The sequence below is a fragment of the Rhodobacter aestuarii genome, from assembly GCF_900156655.1.
Classification (GTDB): Bacteria; Pseudomonadota; Alphaproteobacteria; order Rhodobacterales; family Rhodobacteraceae; genus Rhodobacter; species Rhodobacter aestuarii.
Genome location: NZ_FTOG01000008.1, coordinates 62247 through 81408 on the forward strand (window position 1 = coordinate 62247; position 19162 = coordinate 81408).

Consider the following 19162-nt stretch of genomic DNA (forward strand, 5'->3'; position numbering starts at 1 on the left):
ATCTCAGCCAAAGCGTTAGGGGGCGATCGTGACTGGCAGTTATGAGCGGGCTTCATAACGTCCGCGCAGGACGCTTCGCGTCAGGCGATCTTTCGGGTTTTTTGCCGCATCGCCAAGAAGTCTTCCGCCGAAAGTGGCACCGAGAACAGATAGCCTTGCAGCACGTCGCAGCCCAATGTGCGCAAAATCTCCGCCTGATCTTCGGTTTCAACGCCCTCGGCCACCGTGCCGATGCCCAAGGTCTCGGCGATTTCGACAATCGCTTTGACAAGGTTGGCCGCGCGCGGGTCCCGCGCCACGGGGGCGACGATGCGCTGGTCGATCTTGAGCGCGGAGGGCGCGATCTGCATCAGGCCAATGATCGAGGCATGACCCGAACCGAAATCGTCAATCTCGATCTCAATCCCCGCTTCGCGGATCGCATCAAGGTGGAAGCGGAACGCGTCGCTTTCCTCTTCGACAAGGATCGATTCCAAAAGCTCAAACGTTACATGGGTCTTGCCGCGCGCCAAGCTGCGGGCCGATTCAACGACATCTGGGTCATGCATCCGCCCCGCCGAGACGTTGAAGCTGATCTTCGGCATCAAGAGCCCGTTTTGCTCCCAGAAGCTCAGTGCATCGCGGGATTTTTCCATCATCACCCGGTCAATTTCGGGAACGATGCGGAGTTGTTCCGCCACATGCATGAATTTGTCCGGCGCAAGGGTGCCGCGTTCCGGGTGGCGCCAGCGCAACAGCGTTTCGACGCCGGTCAGGCTGCCATCTTTGGCTGAAACCTGCGCTTGGAAGAACGGCACGAATTCAGAACGATCCAGACCCTCTTGCAATTCGGCGGCGATGCGGCGGTCTGCTTGCAGGTTTTGGTGCAGTTCGGGGGTAAAGAACTCGAGCCGGTTGCGCCCGCCTTCCTTGGCGCGGTAAAGCGCGGCATCGGCGAAAAGCTGAATTTCTGTGCCCATTTGCGCGATGTTATCCGCCACCGCGATCCCGAAAGAGGCCCCAAAGCGGCATTGCCGTCCTTCATACATCAGCGGTTCGGCCAAAGCCGATTGCATCCGTTCCACGATCTCTTCGGCATCGTGGCGGCCACTTCCCGGTGCCAGCAAAATCGAGAATTCATCCCCGCCAATGCGCGCGGCAAAATCAGAGGCGCGCAGCGTCTTGCGCAGCACCTCAGCCACCCGCACCAGCACCAAATCGCCCGCCTCGTGCCCGAGCGTGTCATTCACATGCTTGAAGTGGTCAAGGTCGATGCGGATCAAGGTGCAATCTGGCGTCTCGCCCGCAGCACCTTGGGCAATACGGCGCGCCAGCATTTGGTCATAATAGCGCCGGTTGGGCAGGGCGGTCAGCCCGTCGTGCAGCGCTTGATGTTCGTTCTCGGCACGCATGTCTTCGGCCATGCGGTGCGCGCGGCGCAGCTCCGCCTCGCGCCGCACATCGGCGGTGACATCATGGATCGCGCCGGTCCAGACCACCGAGCCATCGTCGAGCGTTTTCGGCGTGGCGGAATTGGCAAGCCAAATCTCGCCCCTTGTCGGATGGTTGACGCGGAACCGCTGGCTCCAAAACTCGAGCGTTGGGTCGCGCTCGTTGTCGGCGGCAAGGAAGTTTGGCAGATCATCGGGGTGGACATTGGCAAAAATATCCGTGGTCGCGCTGCCTTCGGCAAAGACGCCATAGCCCACGCCCATCAGGTCTTCAAAGAACGGGCTGGCATAGGGCACCGAAGTGGTGCCATCGGCGGCCAGTTTGAATTCATAAAGACCGACGGGGGCGATATTGGCGATCCATGCAAGCCGTTCATGGGCTTGGCGCACGGTCTCTGCGGCAGCGGCTTCGCGTTGTTTTGCAGCGACGCGCGCGGTGATGTCGGTGGCGTTACCGTACCATGTGGTGCCACCATTATGCGCCGGGACCGGGCTCGCCATGAGGTGGATCCAACGCGGGCCCTTTTCCGGGTGCTCAAGGCGGAACCGCATTTCAAAGCGCGAAAGCTCAACCGCCGTGCGTCCCATTTCAGCCGCGATCTGCTCGGCATCTTCTGGCGGGATATGGGTGAAGACGCCGCTGGCATTGGCTTCCAGCGCTTCGCGCGACACGCCTGTCAGGTCCGACAATTGCCCCGTGAAGAAGACCAGTTTGTCGACGCCGTCAAGATTGCGGTGCCATTCAAAGAGCGCCCCGGGGGCGTTTTCCGCCATCGTAACCATACGCTCATGCGCCACGCGCACCGCTTCGGCGGCTTCACGGGCGCGCTCTTCGCTGGCCACGCGCTCGGTCACATCCATCGTGTTGCCATACCAGATGATCGTGCCATCGGGCTGGGCAAAGGGTTGGGCGGAAACGTGGATCCAGCGCGTGCCATGCACCGGATGATTGATCCGGTGTTGCGTTTCAAACCGGGTCAGGTTTTCAACCGATTCCATCACAGCAGCTTGCACTGGGGCAATGTCTTCTGTCGGGAAATGGGTGAAGACAGCGGCGCCGCTTTCTTCCAACGCCGCGCGGGTCACACCCATCAATTCCGGCAAAGCGGCCGAGAAGAACGCGAACTCAAAATGACCATCGGGCGTGCGGTGCCATTCGAAAATCGCGCCGGGCGCGTTTTCGGCCATGGTCATCATCCGCTCGTGGATGCGATGCACCTCTTTTGCGGCGTCGCTGGCCTGTTTCTCAACCCGCATATGCTCGGTGACATCCAGCACGGTGCCAAACCAGACCGTTGAACCATCCGACTGTCGGAACGGGATCGAGGAAATCGAGATCCAGCGCTGTCCAAGCTCGGGATGCAGAACAGAGAGTTTGGCGAGGTATTCGGTGCCGTTGCGCCGCGACTCTTCGATCTCGCGGTTGATTTCCGGCATGTCCTCGCTGGGCACATTGGTAAAGGCCAAAGCGCCATCGCGTTCAAGCATCTCGCGCGTGACGCCAAGCATTTGCGGCAGCTTGGCGCTGAAATAGGGGAGGTTTTGGTTCCACGCCTCATCAATGCGGAATTCAAAAAGCGCACCGGGCGTGTTGTCGGCCAAGGTGTCAAGGCGCGCGCGCGCGGCCTCGGCTTCATGGGCCGCAGCGGCCAGGCGGGCTTCGTTTTCTTTTACCGCATCAATATTGATGATCGCGCCCGCCAGCAGATAGGGCAGCCCCTTGTCAGAGCGGTCCACCCGGCGTGCAATGGCACGATACCAATGATAGCTGCCATCGGCGTGACGACGACGATGTTCATGGGCATAAAGCGCGATCTCGCCCGATTGCAGCTTTTGCATCTCGGTGGTGGCTTCGGAAAGATCATCGGGATGGATCAGACTGCGCCAACCCGCGTCGGTCGAGGGGAAAGCGCCCGGTTCATAGCCAAAAAGCCGATAGGTTTCCGCCGGTGTCCAACCTTCGTTCAGATCGGGGCAGATCGAGAAATGGCCAATCTGTGCGCAAAGCCCGGAGGTGCGCAGCAGTTCGGCGCGTTCCTGCGCCAGTTCGCGGGTATGTTCCGCATCGGCCAGCGCCTTAGACAATTGGCGCTCGTTTTCCTTGAGATGGTCGATGCAGGTCTGCGCGCCCGAGACTTGAAACGGCAGCCCCTGTGCGCTGCGGTCGATCTTACGCGCAACGCAACGATACCAGTGATAAGAGCCATCTTTGTGGCGTAGCCGCGCGGTATTGTCGAACACCTCGGATCGGTCGAAGATCAAATCTTCCATCAGCACGATGGCGGGCGGAAGATCATCAGGGTGGTAAAGGCTGCGCCAACCCTCGTCATCGGGCCTAAACTCGCCCGGCGCATAACCCATAGCGGTATAGCCTTCGTCGTTCATCCAGGCTTCGCCGCGCTCTGCGCAGACCACCCAAACCCCGAAGCCGCCGCAGGCCATCGCGGTTTTCATCAATTCCGCCGAAGTCGCCGCAGCATTGCGCGCCGCCTGCGCCTCGTTGAAGGCTTGCAAAACCCAAGCTTCGCTTTCTTTGCGGTCGGTGATGTCGGCAAAAGACCCGCACAGCATATCGGGCAAGCCTCGGTCAGAACGGTCCACCCGGCGCCCGCGCGAGGTGATCCATGCCCAAGTCCCGTCGGCGCGCTTGATCCGAAAGTCGTGGCTGAAACTATCTGTCTCGCCAGCGCACATCGCTTGGAATTCGGCACCCGCTGTCGATTGATCGTCGGGGTGAATCAGCTCGCGCATCGACTCGAGCGAGATTTCAAAGCCCTCTGGGTAGCCAAGCATCGGCGCGAAATGTGCGCCAATCTCGCCAATCCCGGGCCCCGGGAACAGGTGCCACGCGACGGTATTCGAGCTTTCCGCCGAGATTCGCAGCACATCGGCACGTTCTTGCACCGTGCGAAGCTGCGCCTCGGTGGCGAGCCGCGCCTTGGTGGCCACTTCAAGCGCGCCTTCAAGCCGGTTCACCTCGGCTTGGCTGCGCAGATCCATGACCGGTTCGGCCATTTGCACCACGCAAAGACCCGGTGCAAAGCTCCAAGTGGTGATTTCAAGTGGCCGGGGCGGGCCGGAGACGGCTTCTAATTCAATGCGGAACCGGTTGGGCGTGGCGCAAGCCTCCTCCAACCGTTGGGCAAGCCGGTTTCCCAGTGCATCGGGCAATACCGCAAAGACGCTGCGCCCAGCCAAGTCGACCCCGCCGCCAAAGGCGCGCGTGGCAACTGGGTTGCCCCAGACCAGCTCTCCGCCATGTGTGCAAAGCACCACGGCCCCGGGAAACCCGGAAAGCACGGTCTCGACTGATTTGATTGCCCCCGACATTCATAATCCTGATACTGATACGCCCCTCGCGGGAGTAGCATCAGGGGGAAAGGTTAAGTTCGGGCTTCAGCGCAAAGGACGACCTGGAATTATTCGACTTAAGGTTAAGACTGTCAGCCGCGCAGCACCACGCCCACCGCTTTTGCATCTGGGTAGACGTCGGGCTTTTTCGACCAGATCGCCGCATGCACCACCCCCTCGCGCGAATGCACGAAAGCGTGGATGCGGCTCACCAGTTCCTCTTGCGTGTCAATCCGTGTGCCGTTGAAGGCGCGCACGAATTCTGCGACCGGGTCATAGTCGAAGAACTTGCCTGCCTGCCAATCGGTGCCGGTCACGGTGATCTCGGCGGAGATCAATACCCGCTGCGGGCGCGCACGTTCAAAGTCGTGGATGCCCAAATACATTGTGATTTCAAGCTCTTCGAGGCGGATAATCATCTCAGCCATGCACGTAACCCTCTTTGACCAAAAACGCGACATCGCGGGGCAATTGCCAAAGCGCTTGCCCACCATCGACGGCGATAACCTCACCCGTGGTGCCTTTGGCGGCCCAAAGATAAAGCGCGGCCCGCACGAGGTCTTCGGGTTGCACTTGAATGTGCAGAGGGTTGATCCGGCTCGATTTTTCAAAGTTCTCTTGGGTTTGTTTGCCGGAAATCAGCGTAATGGACGGCGCGATCCCGTTCACACGAGGCTGGCCCGCGAAGCGCATCGCCAGCATTTCGGTGGCCGCATGCAACGCCGCTTTGGAGAGCGTGTAGGAAAAGAAATCGGGGTTCAGCGCCAGAACCTTGTTGTCGAGCATGTTGATCACCAGCCCGTCTTCACCGCCCATGTCTTGCGCCGCAAGCCGCGCGGCAAGCGCCACCGGGGCTTTCAGGTTCACCGCGAAATGCGCGTCCATCTTGGCGTCTTCAAGCGTGAAGACATCATCATTCATGAAGTTCGACGCATTGTTGAGCACGACATTGACCCGTCCGAGCCAAGCGACCGCTGCGTCAAACACCGCTTGCACATCGGCGGGGTTTTCCAGATTGCCCTGCACAAGGCGGCAAATCTCGCCCTGCGTGTTCAACTCTGCCGCCAAAGCCTCGGCTTCGTCCGCCGAAGACCGATAATGCAGCATGATCCGAAAGCCCGCCCCGGCAAAGCCGCGTGCCATCGCCGCGCCAATCCGTTTCGCGCCGCCGGTGATCAAAATTCCGGGCATCTGTCCCCCTTTGTTTTCCCTTATCTAGGGGGCGGCCTGGCGAAGGAAAAGGCCCCCGGTGCAGGGGGCCTTTCGGTTCTCGCACGAACGAACTCAGAGTTTGCCGTTGCGCTGTTGGATCATCATGTAGGTGTCGAAGTTGTATTCCGACAGTTGCATCCACAGATAGGCTTCCTTGCGGAAAGCCCATTGGCTGTCTTTGATTTTCTTGAATGCCGCATTCGAGGCATCCAGCTCAGCATAGACCTCATTGGCAGCGTTGAAGCAGCCATCAAGCACTTCTTGGGTGAAGGGGCGGAGTTGCGCGCCATTCGCGATCAGCGATTGCAGAGCTGCCGGGTTTTTCCAATCGTAGCTTGCCATGGCATCTTGGTTTGCCGCTTCGCAGGCAGTGGCCAACGCGATCTTGTAATGTTCGGGAAGCGCCGCATGGGCATCGTTGTTGAACATCGCATGCAGGCAGGCGCCGCCTTCCCACCAGCCGGGATAATAGTAATAGGGCGCGACCTTATAAAAGCCGAGCTTCTCATCATCATAGGGGCCGACCCATTCGGTCGCGTCGATCGTGCCTTTTTCAAGCGAGGGGTAAATATCGCCGCCCGCGATTTGCTGCGGCACGCCGCCCAGCCGTTCCAGCACCTTGCCGCCAAAGCCGCCGATCCGCATTTTCACGCCTTTAAGGTCATCAAGCGTGTTGATCTCTTTGCGGAACCAGCCGCCCATCTGCGCGCCGGTGTTGCCGCAGGGCAGGGCGGAGATGTTATAGTTCGCGTAGAACTCGTTCATCAGGTCATTGCCGCCGCCATAGTAGAACCAGGCGTTTTGCATCCGCATATTGAGCCCAAAGGGCACGGCGGTGGCCAATGCAAAGGTCGGGTCTTTGCCCCAGTAATAGTAAGAGCAGGTATGGCAGGCCTCGACCGTGCCGGAGGAAACCGCATCCATGGCTTGAAGGCCGGGAACGATCTCGCCACCGGCAAAGACCTGAATGTTGAATTTCCCATCCGTCATGCCGCGCACAAAATCCGCCATCGTTTCGGCGGCACCATAGATCGTGTCGAGCGATTTCGGGAAAGACGAGGTCATCCGCCACGTGATGGTCGGGTTTTCCTGTGCAATGGCGGGGGCAGCAAGTGTAGTTCCGGCGGCAGCGGCAACAGTGCCGAGCGCGCCCTTCCGAATGAAGGTGCGACGATCCATCTAAAAATTCCTCCCAAGTCGTCTCTATGCGACGGTTTCCCCAGGGTCCGGCGAACCGGCCTCCCCCCTAGGATGTGGGTAGGTTAGCAAGGCCGCAGGGCCTGTAAACAAAATCTTCCGCCGCAGCGCGGCACTGCGGCGGAAGAACGTAGCGTCACGCGCGATTGTCTCGGCGCTCTTCTTTAGGCGCTTGGGGCTGCACCCGGTGCGGCGGGGGCCTTGCGCGCGCGCAAAACAAGCATCACGGCCCCAATCACCACGCCGCCGCCAATCAAGAGCCCGCCCAAAAGCGGGCGCACCGCGAGCCAAGACAGGCCAATGGTGAGCGGGGCGAGAACCATCGTCAGCGCCACCGACACAAGGGTCGTGCCCATCCGCACGATGCTGCCCACGAACGGGATCACAGAGCCGATCACGCCAAAGATGCTCAGCATCAGCTTGAAGCCGGCAAGCATCGCCAGCACGCCTGCGGCGCGCAAAATCCACGTCAGCGTGCGGTTCGAGGAAAGCTCCTCTTCAAAGATTTGCGCGGCGGGCACATCGCCCGTGCGGATCAAGAAAATCTCGCGTCCGTTGGAGCTTTGCCACGGCGCAAAGGCGCTCGACGCATCACGCGCGACAACCGAGGCACTATCGGCCTGCGCGACGCGGTAGCTGATCCGCAAATCCCCCACCTGCGGTGAAAGCGGGTCAAAGCCCACATAGGCCGCCCCTTGCGACAGCTTCACCGGACGATAGGTGCCAAGCCAGTCTCGCACGCCGCGCAGATCGTCTTGGCCCAGCGTCAAATCGCTCACATGGCCGACACGGCGCACCAGTGTGGCGGGCAGGTGCCAGTCGCTTTCGCCCACAGCCAAGCGGCGGTCTTTGACGATCTCTTCGCCTTGCACCGGCATTTCAGGGTTTTGATGGCCCGAAGGTTCGGCGAACCGTGCCGAGGTGATGGGGCGGTTCGACCAGATCTTTTTGTAGCTATAGCTGGTGACGGTTTCGGTGCCGCCCCCCAGCTTTTCGCGGGTTTCGGAATGCTTGTCCTCATCCCATTGATACATTTCCACGATGCGTTCGAGTTTTGTGGCATTGGCCGGGACATTGCTCGGCAAGCCATTGGAATCTATAAGCTCCCCGCCTTCGGGAACGACAATCTGGCCAAAGGCGTGCACCAGCAATCCGCGGGTGGGCCCGCCACCCGGGGCAAAGCCATTGGCATCAAGCGAGATCACCGAACCCGCCCCTTCGCGCAGCGCATTGGCGGTTTTGACGGCGCGGCTTTCATTCATGGCAAGGCCAATGATGGCTGCGATCACCAGAATGAAGCCAAAGAAAATCCCCATCAGAGATTGGCCAATGCGGGAAAACCAAGATTGTGACGTGGTGCGTGTGACCTGATCGTTCATGGCGAATGCACATCCTTTCAAAAGCACCGGCGGGGCCGGGCGTGATTGGGGCTCAAAAGGCAGGGGCACCTTTGCGGTGCCGCAAAAGAAATCTCGATAACGGGGCCAGCTTAGGCCAAGCGCGCCAAACGGGCAATCATTGCGTCAAAAGGGGGCAGGGCGACTTTCGGCGAGGGTTGCACAGCGTGCAAAGCAGACTGTCTCAACTGTGCGAAATCGCGAAGAATTCGGTTTACAACACGGGTGTTTGGCCTAGTGATGGGGTGTCCACTCCGCCTTACAAAGACCGAAAACCGATGAGATTGCTGCGATCCTTGACCGTGAGCCCGCATGGCCCCCTGCTGGAATGGGGGGCAAGTGCAGCGGTCTTTGCGCTGGCCCTTGGCACGCGGTTCTGGATTGTCCCGCATCTCCCGCAGGGCTATCCGTTCCTGACCTTCTTCCCGGCCGTCTTCCTGACTGGGTTCTTCCTGTCGACGCGAGCGGGGATCGCCATGGCCGTCGCTTGTGGCATGGCGGCGTGGTTCTTTTTCGTGGGTCCAGCGGCGAGCTTTTCGCTTGGGCTGCATGGCATCGTGCCGATGCTCTTTTACGTCTTCATCACCGGGACCGAGCTTTTGGTGATCGAGATGATGCGGCTCGCGCTCCACAAGCTTGAAGACGAGCGGGGCGACTGGGCGCGCCAAGCCAAGCAAAACACGCTGATGTTCCATGAGCTGCAGCACCGCGTCTCGAATAACCTGCAAGTGATCGGTTCGATCCTGCGGATGGAAGAGCGTAAAGCCCGCGACGAGGTGGCGAAGAAAGCGCTCAACACCGCTGCCGCCCGGCTTGGCGTTATCGCGACGCTGCAGCGCCAATTGCATGACCCGCGCCGTCAGGTGACCGAAATCGGCGCGCTGATGCAAGGTGCGCTGCCCGAGATTGTCGCCGCAGCGAACCTGAGCGACCGAGTCCGTCTGCACTATGATCTGCAAGACCTGCAAGTCCCGGCGGAACAAGCCACCCCGGTCGCGCTGATTGTCGTGGAGATGGTTTCCAACGCGCTTGAACATGCGCTGCGCGGGGCGACGGGGCGGATCACCGTCTCGCTGTCCACCCGGCGCACGCCGCGCGCTTCGGGCGATTTGGGGACGATTGTGATTGCCGATGACGGTGTCGGCTTGCCGCCGGGGTTTGATCCTGCCGCTTCGAAAAGCTTGGGGCTACGGCTCGCGCGGCAATTCGCGGCGCAGTTGGAAGGCGAACTGACCTTTGGCCCCCGCCAAGGTGGCGGCACCGAAGTGCGGCTGCGCTTCCCGATCAAGCCGATCACGCAAGCCGAGTAATGCGGGAATGCGGCGGCCTTACTTGGCCGCCTTCGCCGTTTTCATCGTGAAGCCCTTGCCGATCTGGTCAGACGGCGCCACCGGATATTCGCCGGAGAAGCAGGCATCGCAATATTGCGGGCAGCTATTGTTGCGGCCATCGGTCTCGCCCGCCGCACGGTAAAGCCCATCAAGCGAGATGAACTTAAGCGAGGTTACGCCGATCCAATCGCGCATCTCTTCTTCGGTCATGCGCGCGGCCAGCAGCTTTTCACGGTCGGGCGTGTCCACGCCATAGAAGCACGGCCAAGCGGTCGGCGGGGAGGCGATGCGGAAGTGCACCTCAGCGGCGCCCGCATCCAAGATCATTTCCTTGATCTTGCGCGAGGTGGTGCCACGCACGACCGAGTCATCGACCAAGATCACGCGTTTGCCCTTCACGAGCGATTTGTTCACGTTGAGCTTGAGACGCACGCCCATGTTGCGGATGTGCTCGGTCGGCTCAATGAAGGTCCGGCCCATATACTGGTTGCGGGTGATGCCAAGCGCGAAGGGAATGCCCGATTCTTGGCTGTAGCCAATCGCTGCCGGGGTGCCGCTGTCGGGCACGGGGCAGACAAGGTCGGCTTCCACCGGGGCTTCACGCGCCAATTCGACGCCAATCTGGTGGCGAGTCTCATAGACCGAGCGGCCGCCGATTTGGCTGTCAGGGCGCGAGAAATAGACATGCTCAAAGATGCAAAAGCGCGGCTTGGCATCATGGAACGGGCGGGTGCTTTCGATCACGCCATCTTGGATGATCACCATCTCACCGGGCGCAACTTCGCGCACAAACTCGGCGCCGATGATGTCCAGCGCGCAGGTTTCAGACGAGAGCACATAGCCATTGTCGCCGATCCGGCCCAGAACCAGCGGGCGCACGCCCAGCGGGTCGCGCACGCCAATCAGCTTGGTGCGGGTCATGGCGATGACCGAGAACGCGCCTTCAACGCGGCGCAACGCATCGGCGATCCGGTCGGCATGGGTTTTTTGGAACGAGCGCGCCATCAGGTGGATGATGCATTCGCTATCCGAGCCGGATTGGAAGATTGCCCCATGTTCGATCAATTCGCGGCGCAGCGACTCGGCATTGGTGAGGTTGCCGTTATGCGCAATCGCGCAGCCGCCCATCGAAAACTCGCCAAAGAAGGGTTGGATGTCGCGGATCACCGCCGCTTTGGACCCCGCCGTGGAGTAGCGCACATGGCCGATGGCCAAGGGGCCCGGCAGGCTTTCCATCAAGGAGGCCTTGGTGAAGTTGTCGCGCACATAGCCAAAGCGATGGGCGGAGTTGAAGCCTTTTTCCGGGTCATGGGCGACGATGCCCCCGGCTTCTTGGCCACGGTGTTGCAGGGCGTGCAGGCCAAGCGCCACGAAGTTCGCGGCATCGGCCATGCCGATCGCGCCAAAGACGCCGCATTCCTCCTTCAGCTTGTCGTCGTCGAACGGGTGCGACAGGAAGGTTTTTTCGGCAGCTGTCATGGGAGGGGCTCCAGATCCGGCGGGCTTGGCGGCGCTATAATGCGAAACGAGAGGGCTGTTAAGCCCTCCCGCTCCAAAATCGTCATCTCTGCGTCACGTTTTCGCGTTTGCTGTCTCAGTTCGAGGCAGGCGTTGTCGTCGGCGCAGCACATTTCGAGACCAAATCTTCGTAGCGTGCGACGATCCAACCCGGCGCATCTTCGGGCATGCTTTCGTCCATCTGGCCGGAAAGTTTCATGAAAACCGTGGCCGAGCGGGATTTGTCGACAACCGGAATAGCCTCGCTGCTGACCAGACGGTCATAGACCACGAAAGCCGCGCCGACCAAGATCACCCCACGCAGCACGCCAAACAGGAAGCCAAGCCCCTGATCAATGCCGCCAAGCGCCGAGCGCTGCACCGCCGAGGCAAAAAGCGGGGTCAGGATCGAGAAGACCACGAGGGCGAGCGCAAAAACCGCCGCAAAACCACCAATCGTCGCCAATTCGCAGCTATCGGCGAGGAATTTGTTCAGCACCGGAAGCTGTGCGATCAGCGGGCGGGCAGCATCGGCGAAAGTGTAGGCGACGATGGCGGCGGCAATCCAGCCGACAATGGCAAGCCCTTCACGCACGAAGCCACGGCTGTAGGCGAGGATCGCCGACAGGATGATGGTGACCGCCACGATGGCGTCGACGATGGTGAAACCTTCCATGGCCCTGCTGCCCCTGCTTTGTGCTTTTTGGCGCTAGCCTGCGCCGAACATGTCCCCAACGAATGTCACGAGGTCGGGCAATTTGCGTGTTGCCATCCCCGCGCCGCCCTCGACTTTTGTGCCGACGGGCAGGATCGCCTGTGAGAAACCAAGTTTCTGGGCTTCTTTCAACCTGTTTTCGGCCTGACCCACCGGTCTGAGCGCGGCAGATAGTGAGATTTCTCCGAAAATCACCATATCCGCAGGCAGCGGTGTGTCTTCGCGGGCACTGAGCAACGCCGCCGCCAGCGCCAGATCTGCGGCAGGTTCCAGCACTTTGAGCCCGCCCGCCACGTTCAAAAACACATCCAGCCCGGCAAAGGGAATGCCGCAGCGGCTTTCGAGCACCGCCAAGATCGTAGAAACCCGCCCCGAATCGAGCCCCACCACCGTGCGGCGCGGTGAGGCAAGCGACGAGGGCGCGACGAGGGCCTGAATTTCGGTGAGCACGGGCCGCGTGCCCTCGATCCCTGCAAAGACCGCAGAGCCCGGGGCAGGCTGGCCGCGCTCACTGAGGAACAGGGCAGAGGGGTTGGCCACTTCTGCCAAACCGCCGCCGGTCATCTCAAAAACGCCAATTTCCGAGGCCGGGCCGAAGCGGTTCTTCACCGCGCGCAGGATGCGGAACTGGTGCCCCCGCTCGCCCTCAAAATAAAGCACGGTATCGACCATATGTTCGACTACGCGCGGGCCGGCGATCTGACCCTCTTTCGTCACATGGCCGACAATCACCACCGAAACGCCGCGCGATTTGGCAAAGGTCACCAATTCATGCGCCGCAGCCCGCACTTGGGAAACAGACCCCGGTGCGGCTTCGACCATATCGGCCCACATCGTCTGGATCGAATCGATCACCACCAGATCGGGCCGTTCAGCCTCCAAAGTGGTCAGAATATCGCGCAGGTTCGTTTCGGCCCCCAATTGCACCGGCGCATCAGCCAGCCCCAGTCGTGCCGCGCGCATCCGCACTTGGGCCGAGGCTTCCTCGCCCGAGATATAAAGGCATTTGAGCCCCTTACGGGCGAAAGCGGCCACGGCTTGCAGCAACAAAGTCGATTTGCCAATGCCCGGATCACCGCCCACCAAAATCGCCGACGCAGGCACCAGACCGCCGCCCAGCACCCGGTCAAATTCATCCATGCCAGAAAGCGTGCGCGGAGGCGGGGCTTCTTCGGTGGCTAGGGTTGTCAGGTCGATGCGCTTGCCCTTCGCGCCGCCAAGGCTTTTGCTGGCGGGGCCGGAATTGGAAAGCGGCTTTTCCTCGATGATCGAGTTCCAAGCTCCGCAAGCGTCGCAGCGCCCCGACCATTTGCGATGCGCGGCACCGCATTCGGTGCAGGTGAAAGAAGCAGATGTTTTGGCCATGCGCCTTTGTGTCAGAGCGCTGCGCGCCCGGCAAGCGGGGAGGGCTCAGCGCCGCTTGCCCAAATGCGAAAGCGTGTAAGAGGCCAGCACGCAGAAGGTGAAGAGGTAAAGCCCCCAGCCGGTTTCCAACCGTCCGATCCCGGTGCCTTTGGCCAGCACAATATAAAGCGCCACCAGAAAGATATCGGCCATCGCGAGCCGCCCCAAAAACCGTAAGGCGGGCAAAAGCCGGGGCGAGGCCAAGCGAAACTGCACCAGCGCAAGCCCCACCACCTTTGCCATTGGCGCAACAAGCGCGAAAAAGGTCACGAGCAGCGCCAGAAAAATATCCTTGCCCCAAAGGATCGACAGGCCCGACAGGATCGAAATTTCATCCAACTCGAAAAATGGCAAGATCCCGGCGCGCAAAAGTGGGGCGGTCCACGCCACCGGAAACAGGATCAAAAGCGCCAGATTGGCATATTTCAGGATCATTTCTGCGTCTTCGGCAGGGCGACGACATTGTCGGGCGTGGGGCCTTCTTCCAACTCATAGCCAAGGCCCGGCAAGACCGCTTTCAGATCACGTTCCAAAAGCTTGAATTCCTCTGACAATTTGCGTTCTTCGGCCTCTACATCGGTGAGCCAGCTGCGCAGGTCATCGCAGATCGACCGGGCGATGGTGAGGCGGTCACGCGCAGTGTTCACCTCGTGTTGGCGGGCGCGTAGAAAGTCGCGCGCGCGGGCGACCTTTTCATCCGAATAGACCTGCGCCAGATCACGGCTTTGCAGGCTCATTTGCGCGGCAAGCTCCAATAGCTCGGGTTCCAGATGCCCCAAATCGGGGTGCTTTCGCAGCCATTCCATCCGCTCCCGCATCGCGTCAAACTCGCCCGACAGCGCAAAGACCCCCTTGCGGTCGGCAGCGTGAATGGCGCGGTAGGCGCTCGCCACATCTTCGGTGCCAATGCGGAAATTGCGGTGGCTGCGTTCAATCGCCATCACCCGGCGCTGCGCGGGAAGATACAGCAACAGCACAAAGCCAAGCGAGGCCACCCCGGCCTCGATCCAGATCCCGGCATTTGGCAAAGGCGTATCGCCAAAGCGCAGATCGAGCATGAGCCAAGGCGCAAGCCCCGTGGCAGAGGCCCCAAACAGCAGCAACGCCCCAAAGGCAAACACAAATACCGCCCCAGAGAGCAGGTTTTGCAACATATCGTTCAGGCGCGCTTGCGCCTCGCGGCGCGCGGTCAAATTGGACATGGCCCAGCCCCCCAATCAGGCAAGGAGAAATTGGCGATATATGAAATGCGCCCCACCGACGGTATTTTCGACCCAAAAGGCCCCGAAGATCAACGCCTTTGGTGTATCTAACGTTTCTTGTTTGGAAACGCTGCGTTCACCGAATGGCGGCAATCGGCCCTTCGGCGCGGCCATGGATGAACTGGCTCACGTAAGGGTCGTCGGTGGTGTCCATCTCGTCAATCGGGCCGTGCCAGCGGATTTTGCCATCATGCAGCATCGCCACCTTATCGGCGATGGCCCGCACCGAGGACATATCATGGGTGATGGTGATCGCGGTCGCGCCCATTTCTCGCACGACTGAATTGATCAGGTCATTGATCACCCCGGCCATGATCGGGTCGAGCCCGGTGGTCGGTTCATCAAAAAAGATCACCGTCGGGTCGGTGGCAATGGCGCGCGCAAGGCCCACCCGCTTTTGCATGCCCCCCGAAAGTTCGGCCGGGAACAAATCCGCCACCTCGGGGCCAAGGCCGACGCGGGCGAGCTTTTCCACGGCGGTTTTGCGGGCCTCTTCTTTCGTGCGCCGCTCGGGGCCGCGCAGCAAACGAAACGCCACGTTTTGCCAAACCGACAGGCTGTCAAAAAGCGCCGCGCCCTGAAACAGCATCCCAAAGCGAGACAGAAACGCCTCGCGCGTTTCCGCGACCGGGGCGCCATTCACCGCAATCGTGCCGGTATCGGGGCGCACAAGGCCAAGGATACATTTCAAAAGCACCGATTTGCCGGTGCCCGACCCGCCAATCACCACCAAGCTCTCACCGCGCGCGATATGAAGGTTCACACCACGCAGCACATGCTTGGACCCAAAGGATTTTTTCAGCCCGTCAATCTCGATCATGCGGAGAAAAACACCTCTGTCAGCAGGTAGTTGGCGGCCAAGATCAAGACCGAGGCCGCGACCACGGCGGATTTGGTGGCCCGCCCCACGCCCTGCGCGCCGCGCCCTGAATTCATCCCATAGTAGCAGCCCATCAGTGCCACGATGAAGCCAAAGGCGGCGCCTTTCACGATGCCGGAGCCGACATCCCACAGTTCAAGATATTCCCATGTGTTGCGCAGGTAAGTGGCGGAGTTGAAGCCAAGCCGCTCTGTCCCCACAAGCCAGCCGCCCATCACCCCGATCACATCGCCGACGGCGACCAAAAGCGGCACCGAAAGCGTGGCCGCCAGCACTCGCGGCACGGCCAAATATTTGAGCGGATTGGTGGAAAGCGTTACCAAAGCGTCGATCTGCTCGGTCACTTTCATCGTGCCAATTTCAGCGGCAATCGAACTGGCGACCCGTGCGGCGACCATCAGGCCCCCGAGCACCGGACCCAATTCGCGTACCATGCCAATGGCGACAATGGAGGGCACCACGGATTCCGCAGAAAACCGCGCCCCGCCTGCGTAGATTTGCAAAGCCAGCGCTGCCCCGGTGAAAAGCGCCGTCAGCCCCACCACGGGCAAAGAGAGCCAGCCGATTTGCATCAAAGCGACAAAGAACTCGCGGCGGTAAAACGGCGGGCGGAGCAGATGGCCCAGTACCGCGCCCGCATAAAGCGCCACGCGCCCGGTGCCCGCAAGCCCGCCCAAAGTGCCCCGCCCCAGCGTGGCAAGGGCGGAAGCGATCACGCTTGGCCTCCGGCGTAGTGGCGCTGATAGCGCGCGCCAAGCGAGGTCAGAATTTCATAGCCGATGGTGCCGGTCAGCTCCGCCAGTGCTTCGATCCCCTGATGGGGGCCAAGGATGTCGAGCGATCTTGGCACTTCGGTCAGGTCGGTGACATCGACAGTGATCAGATCCATCGAAACCCGGCCCACAAGCGGGCAGGGGGTGGCGCCGTGGTAGAGCGTGGCCACGCTTGAAAGCCGCCGCGTCAGCCCATCGGCATAGCCTGCCGCGACCGTCGCAATGCGGCTGTCGCGCGAGGCGGTCCACGTGTTCGAATAGCCCACCGTTTCGCCCGCAGGCACATCGCGGATTTGCACCACCGGCAGCGAAAGCGTGGCGACCGATTGTGCCTCGGTGAAGGGCAGCCCGCCATAAAGGCCAATGCCGGGGCGGGTGACGTCAAAGTGATAATCCGGCCCCAGCAAGATGCCGCCCGTGGCGGAAAGCGAGCGTGGCACATCCATCCCGTCGGTCATCGCGCGGAAGGCGGCAAGTTGCTGCGCATTCATCGGATGCGCGGGTTCGTCTGAGCAGGCCAAATGGCTCATGATCAGCTTCGGTCCCGCGCCCAAAACCATCGGCGCGACGGCCTGCCATTCGGCGGCCTCCATCCCGAGCCGGTTCATCCCGGTATCAAGCTGCACGCCAAAGGGGGCGCCGGGCAGGGCCTCCAGATGCCGGGTCACTTGTTCGACCGAGTTGAGCATCGGCGTCAGCGCCAGATCGCCCACCATTTCTGTGTCGCCCGCCATATGGCCGGAAAAGACAAAAATCTCAGGCCCTTCGCCCAAGGCTTGGCGCACGGCGGCACCTTCCTCCGTGGCGGCGACAAAGAATTTGCGCACCCCGTGGCGCGCCAGCATCCGCGCCACCTGCGCGGCGCCAAGGCCATAGCTGTTGGCCTTCACCACGGCGCCAGTTTCGGTCGCGGCAGAAGTCATTGCGTCAAGCGCGCGCCAATTGGCGAGCACGGCGTCAAGGTCGATACGGAGCGATGCAGTAGCCATGGGGGTTTTCTCTTGTGCGGGGGGCGTAACGTCAAGCGCAAACAATCGTGAACGGAAAACGGGGGCGTGCCGCCCCCGATGTCAGATCAGAACCCGTCTGAGCCGTCGCCCTGCCAGGCTTTGGCAAGGTCCGAGAACCGGGTGAAACGGCTTTCAAAGGCCACTTCCACGGTGCCAATCGGCCCGTGACGCTGTTTGCCCAAGATCACCTCGGCCTTGCCATGCACGCGCTCGGCCTTTTGCAGCCATTCGGCAAATTTCGGGTCATCTTCTGGCGGCTTCATCCGCTCATGGTAATATTCATCGCGGTAGACGAACATCACCACGTCAGCGTCTTGCTCGATCGAGCCCGATTCCCGAAGGTCGGAGAGTTGTGGCCGTTTGTCTTCGCGGCTTTCCACCGTCCGGCTAAGCTGGGACAGCGCCACCACGGGAATGTTGAGCTCTTTCGCAAGCGCTTTCAGCCCCATCGAAATCTCGGCGATTTCCTGCACCCGGTTGTCGGTTCGGCCTGAGCCGCGCAGAAGCTGCAAATAGTCGACAAAGACCACATCAAGCCCATGCGTGCGCTTGAGCCGGCGGCAGCGTGCCGCCACCTGTGCGATGGGGAGCGCGGGCGTATCGTCGATGTAAAGCGGGCAGGTTTCGAGCGCTTTGGCGGCTTCCACAAAGCGGCGGAACTCGGCCTCGGTCATATCGCCGCGCCGGATCTGTTCTGAGGGAACTTCGGAGGCCTCAGAGAGCACCCGTGCCGCCAGCTGTTCCGCACTCATCTCGAGCGAGAAAAAGCCCACCGCACCGCCTTCCACCGCGCCTTCGGTGCCATCATGGCGCATGCCGCGTTTATAGGCTTTGGCGATGTTGAAGGCGATGTTGGTGGCAAGCGAGGTTTTCCCCATCGAGGGACGACCTGCCAAGATCAAAAGGTCAGACGAATGCAGCCCACCGAGCTTCTTATCAAGGTCGCGCAGCCCTGTGGAAACGCCTGCCAGACCGCCTTCGCGCTGATAAGCGGCATTGGCCGATTGCACGGCTTCGGTGACTGCTTTGAGAAAGCTCACAAAGCCCTTCTCTGCTGTGCCGGTTTCCGCGAGCTTATAAAGTGCGCCTTCTGTCTCGATGATCAGCTCTTCAGGTTCGCGGCCAATCTCCACCTTTTGCGCGGAAGCAGAAAGGTCTTTGCCGAGCCGAATGAGTTCGCGCCGCAGCGCGAGGTCATGGATCATCTGCGCATAGTCGCGCGCGGCATAAGACGAGATCGCCGCACCCGCGAGCCGCGCAAGGTAAGCGGCCCCGCCAAGCGCCTTCAGCCCCTCATCGTCTTCAAGATAGGCTTTGAGCGTGACCGGAGAAGCGAGCGCGTTTTTCTGAATCCGCGCCACGGCCACTTCGTAGATCGTGCGGTGCACCGGCTCATAGAAATGCTCCGCCCGCACCACAGAGGCGATGCGGTCAAAGATGTCATTGTTCGTCAAAATCGCGCCCAGCAATTGCTGCTCGGCTTCGATGTTATGCGGCAAGGCCTCTTCTTCAGCGCCCGCCGGTTGCTCCGACGTTATCTGTGCAATCGTGTTCATTTCTGCCTCTCGGCCCCACCAGCGGCGTTCTTAACGATTCCTGATCAAAAGCCCAAGCGGCCCGCGCAGGGGATAACTCTGTAGAGAACCCGTGGTTTGACGTTAAGCTTAGCGCATTTATGGGGGTTTGCGTAGCACGCCCCACAA

15 protein-coding genes are annotated in these 19162 nt (G+C 60.9%); 1 reads left to right on the top strand and 14 read right to left on the bottom strand.

Annotated elements, in window-relative coordinates; all coding sequences use genetic code 11:
* Nucleotides 1–80 precede the first annotated feature (80 nt).
* From BW967_RS12190 to BW967_RS12210, 5 genes are all read right to left on the bottom strand, one after another.
* Complete coding sequence (locus tag BW967_RS12190; protein ID WP_076485358.1) at nucleotides 81–4760, bottom strand: PAS domain-containing protein; 4680 nt, start codon at nucleotides 4758–4760, stop codon at nucleotides 81–83.
* Between the two features lie 113 nt (nucleotides 4761–4873).
* Nucleotides 4874–5209, bottom strand: coding sequence for a dihydroneopterin aldolase (locus BW967_RS12195; protein ID WP_076485359.1), 336 nt, complete (start codon nucleotides 5207–5209; stop codon nucleotides 4874–4876).
* The gene (locus BW967_RS12200) at nucleotides 5202–5972 is read right to left on the bottom strand and encodes an SDR family oxidoreductase (RefSeq protein ID WP_076485360.1); all 771 of its coding nucleotides are present in this window, start codon (nucleotides 5970–5972) and stop codon (nucleotides 5202–5204) included. The genes BW967_RS12195 and BW967_RS12200 overlap by 8 nt, the downstream gene beginning before the upstream one ends.
* A 93-nt stretch (nucleotides 5973–6065) precedes the next feature.
* Nucleotides 6066–7172: a TRAP transporter substrate-binding protein gene (locus BW967_RS12205; RefSeq protein ID WP_076485361.1), complete on the bottom strand. Its 1107-nt coding sequence runs from the start codon at nucleotides 7170–7172 to the stop codon at nucleotides 6066–6068.
* A gap of 182 nt (nucleotides 7173–7354) precedes the next feature.
* The gene (locus BW967_RS12210; RefSeq protein ID WP_076485362.1) at nucleotides 7355–8569 is read right to left on the bottom strand and encodes a TMEM43 family protein; all 1215 of its coding nucleotides are present in this window, start codon (nucleotides 8567–8569) and stop codon (nucleotides 7355–7357) included.
* A 296-nt stretch (nucleotides 8570–8865) separates the two neighbouring features.
* On the opposite strand from BW967_RS12210, the gene BW967_RS12215 reads away from it, so the two are divergent.
* A complete protein-coding gene (locus BW967_RS12215) occupies nucleotides 8866–9897 on the top strand; it encodes a sensor histidine kinase (RefSeq protein WP_076485363.1) in 1032 nt (343 codons plus the stop codon).
* 18 nt (nucleotides 9898–9915) lie between these two features.
* Here BW967_RS12215 and purF read toward each other — a convergent pair whose 3' ends face one another.
* The 9 genes from purF to BW967_RS12260 all read right to left on the bottom strand — a co-directional run bounded on the left by purF (nucleotide 9916) and on the right by BW967_RS12260 (nucleotide 19015).
* Nucleotides 9916–11397, bottom strand: a complete 1482-nt coding sequence (gene purF, locus BW967_RS12220) for an amidophosphoribosyltransferase (protein ID WP_076485364.1) — start codon at nucleotides 11395–11397, stop codon at nucleotides 9916–9918.
* 115 nt (nucleotides 11398–11512) lie between these two features.
* Nucleotides 11513–12091 carry a CvpA family protein gene (locus BW967_RS12225; protein WP_076485365.1) on the bottom strand — a complete coding sequence of 193 codons (579 nt, stop codon included), beginning with the start codon at nucleotides 12089–12091 and terminating at the stop codon, nucleotides 11513–11515.
* 33 nt (nucleotides 12092–12124) lie between these two features.
* Nucleotides 12125–13495 carry a DNA repair protein RadA gene (gene radA / locus BW967_RS12230; RefSeq protein WP_076485366.1) on the bottom strand — a complete coding sequence of 457 codons (1371 nt, stop codon included), beginning with the start codon at nucleotides 13493–13495 and terminating at the stop codon, nucleotides 12125–12127.
* 45 nt (nucleotides 13496–13540) lie between these two features.
* Nucleotides 13541–13966 (bottom strand): paraquat-inducible protein A, encoded by a 426-nt coding sequence (locus BW967_RS12235; RefSeq protein ID WP_083952232.1) that lies wholly within the window; start codon nucleotides 13964–13966, stop codon nucleotides 13541–13543.
* A complete protein-coding gene (locus BW967_RS12240) occupies nucleotides 13966–14736 on the bottom strand; it encodes a DNA repair protein (protein WP_108188634.1) in 771 nt (256 codons plus the stop codon). The genes BW967_RS12235 and BW967_RS12240 overlap by 1 nt, the downstream gene beginning before the upstream one ends.
* Nucleotides 14737–14872: 136 nt before the next feature.
* Nucleotides 14873–15616, bottom strand: coding sequence for an ABC transporter ATP-binding protein (locus BW967_RS12245; RefSeq protein ID WP_076485368.1), 744 nt, complete (start codon nucleotides 15614–15616; stop codon nucleotides 14873–14875).
* Nucleotides 15613–16389 carry an MlaE family ABC transporter permease gene (locus tag BW967_RS12250; protein WP_076485513.1) on the bottom strand — a complete coding sequence of 259 codons (777 nt, stop codon included), beginning with the start codon at nucleotides 16387–16389 and terminating at the stop codon, nucleotides 15613–15615. The genes BW967_RS12245 and BW967_RS12250 overlap by 4 nt, the downstream gene beginning before the upstream one ends.
* A complete protein-coding gene (alr, locus tag BW967_RS12255; RefSeq protein WP_076485369.1) occupies nucleotides 16389–17438 on the bottom strand; it encodes an alanine racemase in 1050 nt (349 codons plus the stop codon). Before alr ends, BW967_RS12250 begins: the two co-directional genes overlap by 1 nt.
* Nucleotides 17439–17524: 86 nt before the next feature.
* Nucleotides 17525–19015, bottom strand: coding sequence for a replicative DNA helicase (locus BW967_RS12260; RefSeq protein ID WP_076485370.1), 1491 nt, complete (start codon nucleotides 19013–19015; stop codon nucleotides 17525–17527).
* Nucleotides 19016–19162: the final 147 nt, after the last annotated feature.